This is a genomic window from Pseudomonadota bacterium, from assembly GCA_039028155.1.
Lineage (GTDB): Bacteria > Pseudomonadota > Alphaproteobacteria > SP197 > SP197 > JANQGO01.
Window position 1 is genome coordinate 1 of record JBCCIS010000109.1, and the last position, 4393, is coordinate 4393.

5 protein-coding genes are annotated in these 4393 nt (G+C 62.4%); 4 read left to right on the plus strand and 1 reads right to left on the minus strand.

Going from position 1 to position 4393, the window contains the following annotated elements:
• A partial coding sequence (locus tag AAF563_25425) for a putative PEP-binding protein (GenBank protein MEM7124642.1) occupies nt 1–361 on the minus strand: 361 nt, incomplete at its 3' end.
• Between AAF563_25425 and AAF563_25430 the strand changes: the two genes are divergently transcribed.
• The 4 genes from AAF563_25430 to AAF563_25445 form a co-directional block, all read left to right on the plus strand.
• Entirely contained in the window at nt 294–1451 is a 1158-nt protein-coding gene (locus AAF563_25430; protein MEM7124643.1) for a BCCT family transporter, read from the plus strand. The two genes, AAF563_25425 and AAF563_25430, sit on opposite strands and share 68 nt — an antisense overlap.
• 181 nt (nt 1452–1632) lie before the next feature.
• Entirely contained in the window at nt 1633–2112 is a 480-nt protein-coding gene (locus tag AAF563_25435; protein ID MEM7124644.1) for a gluconate 2-dehydrogenase subunit 3 family protein, read from the plus strand.
• A gap of 123 nt (nt 2113–2235) precedes the next feature.
• Nucleotides 2236–3933 carry an AMP-binding protein gene (locus AAF563_25440; protein MEM7124645.1) on the plus strand — a complete coding sequence of 566 codons (1698 nt, stop codon included), beginning with the start codon at nt 2236–2238 and terminating at the stop codon, nt 3931–3933.
• Nucleotides 3934–3953: 20 nt separating this feature from the next.
• Nucleotides 3954–4393, plus strand: a 440-nt coding sequence (locus AAF563_25445; protein ID MEM7124646.1) for an acyl-CoA dehydrogenase family protein, incomplete at its 3' end; no start/stop codon positions are given.

Here is a 4393-nt window from a genome sequence, read left to right on the forward strand (position 1 = left end):
CGGCACGATCTTCGGCCTGGCGACATCGCTTGGTCTGGGTGTCGCGCCGATTGCCGCCGGCTTGGAGGATCTCGGCTGGCGTCTCGATCATCACACCCAGCTGCGGGCGCGCATGCACATAGCCCTCGACAGCCAGCGCATCGCAAGCCGCGTCGAGATAGGCCCGAGCGGCATCAAGCTCTTCGGGCAGGGTTACAAATGGCAGCATGACCGAGAGCGGCCCGCTGGCGGCAGCCCGCGCAAGCGCGCGGAGCTGGGTGCGGAGCAGCTCGGGCTCGGCCAGCGAGAGGCGGATGCCCCGAAGCCCAAGCGCCGGATTGCCGTCCCGCTGGGCGCCCCGAACCCCGCCAAGCCAAGCCAGCGGTTTGTCGCTGGCCTATTTCTCGTATCGCAAGGGATTGCCCCTTTCGCTGCGCGCGGCTCTCTACCCGGTTCTGAAACACCGGGTCTATGGTCCGTGGGGACATGTCGTTGACCTGATCGGCGTGTTCGGCACGATCTTCGGCCTGGCGACATCGCTTGGTCTGGGTGTCGCGCCGATTGCCGCCGGCTTGGAGGATCTCGGCTGGATGTCGAACACGACAACCAATCATCTGATCCTGATCGGCGCCATCACCATCATGGGCACGGCCTCGGCCGTTTCCGGTGTCGGCAAAGGCGTGCGTATCCTCAGCGAGGTCAATGTCTGGGCCAGTCTGGTGCTGCTGTTGTTGTTCCTGATCCTGGGACCGACCGCCTTCATTCTCGGCATGGTGATCTCCGGTGCAGGCGATTACCTGTGGAACGTCATCCCGATGGGTTTCTGGATCGACAATGAAGTTGACCGTCAATGGCAGAGCTGGTGGACCATCTTCTATTGGGGATGGTGGATCGCTTGGTGTCCGTTTGTCGGCTTGTTCATTGCGCGTATCTCCAAGGGTCGCACGATTCGGCAGTTCTGCTTCTGCGTTCTGCTGGTGCCGACCACGGTCGTCGTGTTGTGGATGGGCGTGTTCGGCGGTGCAGCCTATGGCGTCGACCTGTTCAATGGTGCCGGCGTCGTCGATGCGGTCAATTCGGACTACGCCAGTGGTGTGTTCAGGACTATCGAGGGCTTTGGCGTTTCAAGCCTGGTCACGCCGATCACCATTCTGACGACGGTGCTGCTGATATCGTGGTTCGTGACGTCGTCGGACTCCGGCACCCTCGTCATGTGCACCATGCTGTCCATGGGTGACGAGCATCCGCCGATCAAGTTCCGGCTGTTCTGGGGCATCACGTCCGGTGTCGTCGCCGGTGTGCTGTTGTTGGCAGGTGGCCTGGGCGCGCTTCAAACCGCGTCCATCGTCGCCGGATTGCCGATTGCGGTGATCCTGCTGATGATGGTCTGGGGCGTCTTCCACACGCTCCAGCGTGACTTCCCGTCGCCTGACGTGGAAGACAAGCGGGAGTTGGAGTTCTTGAAACGCTGACACCGCCTTTCTTGGCGTTGGCCGGTTCGTTCCCTCTGGGTTCGGACCGGCCCACGTCGACCCGATAGTGGACAATGGCTGGGGTGAGCAGCGCCCTGGCCATTGCCATTTCAAGGCTCCCTAGAACTGCTAAAGTCAGCGCGTATGACAGTTACGCCGCTGCAAGGATAGAAGCCGGAGCATGACAGACCGCACGAAAGCACGGCAACGCGACAGCGGCCTCACGGACGAACAATCCACGACGCTTCGTCTGCTCGTCGGCCAGATGATCCCAGCTAGCGTCGACTACGGCGTTCCAGGCGCGGACGACCCCGCCATTTTCGGGCGCATCCTGACCGCGACGACAACCGAAGAGACGCGTATCGCAGACGCTCTCGAAACCCTCGACCGGATGGCGATGACCACCCACGGTGCATCATTCAGCGTACTCGACGACAAGGACAGAGCCGGTGTCGCGGCCGCATTCGCCGCATCCGGCTCGCCCGCTGTCCAGATCATCACCGCCGCCACGCTGACAAGCTATTACAGCGATGAACGTGTGATGGCGTCGCTCGGCATCGAAGAGCGGGCGCCTTTCCCCCAAGGCTACGACGTACCGCAGGGAGACTGGTCGTTGCTGGACCCCGTCAAAGGTCGGCCCAAGTTCTTCCGCGAGGCCTAGAGCGGGTCGCGATCCGCCACGGGATTGTGAACCCGGCGGAGCCATGGTTTATGGCCAGCCGCGCCTATATACTTGGCGGGATCGGGGCAACAAGATCAGGAAGGACGGGAGGCCGATTGAGGCATGATGCCGCTTGACGGAATGTCGTGTGTTGCCGGCGATACGAGCGAGCCACTTCGCGAGGCAACGATCCCCGACGTCTTCGCCGACACCGTCGCACGGTTTGGTGATCGCGAGGCCGCAGTGTTCCGCGAGCAAGACAAGCGGCTCACCTATAACCAACTCGCCCAGGAGGTCGATCGCCTGGCTGCCGGCCTTCTGGCGCTGGGCCTTGAGAGGGGTGATCGCATTGGCATCTGGTCGCCCAATCGTTACGAGTGGCTGTTGACCCAGTTTGCGACGGCGCGCATCGGTCTGATCCTGGTCAACATCAACCCGGCCTACCGGCTTTCGGAGCTGGAGTTCGCACTGAACAAGGTTGGCTGCAAGGCGCTGGTGACGGCAGCCGTTTTCAAGTCATCCGACTACCTCGGCATGTTGAACAAATTGGCGCCGGAACTTGCCGATGCCGAGCCCTGCGCGCTCGATGCCGCGAAACTGCCGGCGCTCAAGATCATCATGCGCATGGGCGATGAGATCTCGCCCGGCATGTTGAGCTTCGATGACGTGGTGGCGCGGGGCCGGGATGCCGACAAGGGCGCGTTGGACGCGATCTCCGCGTCCCTAAAGCCGGACGATCCCATCAACATCCAGTTCACCAGCGGCACGACCGGCATGCCGAAGGGCGCCACGCTGACCCACTTCAACATCCTCAACAACGCGCACTTTACGGTGCGCGCGATCGAGTTCACCGAGGTCGACCGGCTGTGCATTCCGGTGCCGCTCTATCACTGCTTCGGTATGGTCATGGGTACGCTGGGATGCGTCACCAAGGGCGCATGCATGGTTTTCCCCGCCGAGGCGTTCGAGCCCGTCTCGACGCTGACGACGATCGCCGAGGAGCGGTGTACGGGCCTTTACGGCGTGCCCACCATGTTTGTCGCCATGCTCGAGGCGCCGGGTTTTGCCGACCTCGATCTGTCGTCGCTCAGAACCGGTATCATGGCGGGTTCGCCATGTCCGATCGAGGTCATGAAAAAGGTCGTGTCCGACATGCACATGAGCGAGGTGACCATCGCCTACGGCATGACGGAGACCAGCCCGGTATCGCTGCAAAGCGCGACCGACGATCCCATCGAAAAACGCGTCTCGACCGTGGGGCGCGCTCACCCTCATGTCACGGTCAAGGTGGTCGACGAGGCCGGTGAGACGTTGCCGCTCAACCAGCCTGGCGAATTGTGGGTGCATGGTTATTCGGTCATGAGGGGTTATTGGGACGACGAAGAGCGCACCCGCGAGGCCATCGTCGATGACGGCTGGATGCGTACCGGTGACGAGGCGACGGTCGACGATGAAGGTTATTGCAACATCGTCGGGCGGGTGAAGGACATGATCATTCGCGGCGGTGAGAACATCTACCCGCGCGAGATCGAGGAGTTTCTCTATCGCCACCCCAAAATCCAACAGGTCCAGGTCTTCGGCGTTCCCCACCACAAGCTGGGTGAGGAAGTGTGCGCGTGGATCATTCTGTTGCCCGACGAGACGGCGACGGAAGACGATATCCGCGCGTTCTGTCAGGACCAGATCGCTCATTTCAAGATCCCAAGCATCATTCGTTTCGTCGACGCGCTACCGATGACCGTGACCGGCAAGCCGCAAAAGTTCGTCATGCGCGAGAAGATGATCGAGGAGCTCGGTGTCGTTGAAGAAGCGACAGCCTAGACTCGGCGGGGAGAGCTGACGTGTTTCGCGCCTCCATGGAATTCGCGTTGGGCGAGGAGGTCGAGGCCCTGCGCGACGTCGTCCATCGCTGGGCTCAGGACAAGCTGGCGCCGCGGGCCACTGAGATCGACGATACCAACACCTTCGCCCGTGATCTTTGGCCCGACCTGGGCGCGCTTGGCCTTCTGGGCATCACGGCCGATCCCGACCACGGCGGCTCTGGCATGACCTATCTGGCCCATGTGGTCGCCATAGAGGAGATCGCGCGGGCGTCCGCCTCGACGGCGCTGAGCTATGGCGCCCACTCCAATCTCTGCGTCAACCAGATCAACCGCAACGGCACCCCCGACCAGAAGGCGGCCTATCTGCCGAAGCTGTGCTCGGGCGAGCATGTCGGCGCGCTCGCCATGTCCGAACCGGGCGCCGGGTCGGATGTTGTGTCGATGACCTTGCGCGCGGA